This is a genomic window from Haloferax sp. Atlit-10N (assembly GCF_003586325.1).
Classification (GTDB): domain Archaea; phylum Halobacteriota; class Halobacteria; order Halobacteriales; family Haloferacaceae; genus Haloferax; species Haloferax prahovense.
Genome location: NZ_PSYX01000051.1, coordinates 1 through 1,060 on the forward strand (window position 1 = coordinate 1; position 1,060 = coordinate 1,060).

At 52.5% G+C, this 1,060-nt stretch carries 1 protein-coding gene; it reads right to left on the reverse strand.

Annotated elements, in window-relative coordinates; genetic code table 11:
* Nucleotides 1-12: 12 nt before the first annotated feature.
* Nucleotides 13-1,013 (reverse strand): IS630 family transposase gene (locus tag C5B91_RS23145; protein WP_115819425.1). Its coding sequence is split into 2 segments (ribosomal slippage): nt 13-521 and nt 521-1,013, totalling 1,002 coding nucleotides; the frame shifts between segments, so codons are not numbered across the junction.
* Nucleotides 1,014-1,060: the final 47 nt, after the last annotated feature.

Sequence of the window (1,060 nt, forward strand, 5' to 3'; positions counted from 1 at the left end):
CTATAGTATTCGTTAGAAGTAATTACTCACTTTTGGGACCGAAAGCTGGTCAAGAGCGGCGTCTATCGCTGTCGTTAACTCGTCAAGTGAGTCGAAAAATCGGTTGCTCAACGCTGCTTGAAGCTGTCTCCAGCACTCCTCAACCGGGTTTAGCTCCGGCGAGTATGATGGAAGCGTCACGAACGCGAGGTCGTCACGGGCCGCCAGGTCCGTGACGGCCGACGCTTGAAAGTACGGCGCACCATCTAGCACCACGAGCAAGTCATCTTCAAATTCTTTACATAGTGCTAAAATGAAATGTTTCGCGTGTTCAGCGGTGACGTACTCTTCGAATCGTGAAAAGAAGCGATCACCGTCCTCGGTGATCGCGCCCAGCAGACACGTCCAGTCGCGTTGACCAGAGAGTTTGACCGAGGGCCGCGTGCCACGCGGAAACCACGCGGCACGCGGCTCAACTTGCACGGATTTCTTGGTTTGATCGATACAGACTACGGTGGCGTCCATCTTCCGCCGCTTTTTTTGAGTTCTTCGTAGAACGCTTCTTGCTCGTCTTCGTCGGCTTCGGCGGCTGTACGGCGTGGTTTCTGATAGCTCAATCCCGCTTCTTTCAGTAACCGCCGACAGCTCGGGATTGAATACTCGACGTCGTAGGTTTCTTCGAGGAAATCTTGGGCAAGCGCCGGCGTCCACGCCGGCGCGTCGATGCCGACTTCTTGAGGAGGTTCGTGGACGATTTCTTGAAATTCGATTTGCTGTGTTTCTGAAAGTTTCCGTTTTCTCCCAGTTCGCTTATCGTCAGAAACAGCTTGCTCAAGCGACTCGTTGGTGTCGAGTCGCTTGAGCCAGCTGTAGATCGTCCGTCGCTGAACATCGTACCACTGGGCTAGCTCGGTCTGCGTGACACCGTTCTTGTACGCGATAGCTGCTAAGAGCCGTTGTGTCGGCTTCTTTCCGTCCACGTTGTCGAGAGCGTCTTGCAATTCCTCGACGGAAACATCGTCGAGATGGTTCATTATCTCTTACAAGAGTCTTTGAGTAAAAAATTCTAACGATTACTATA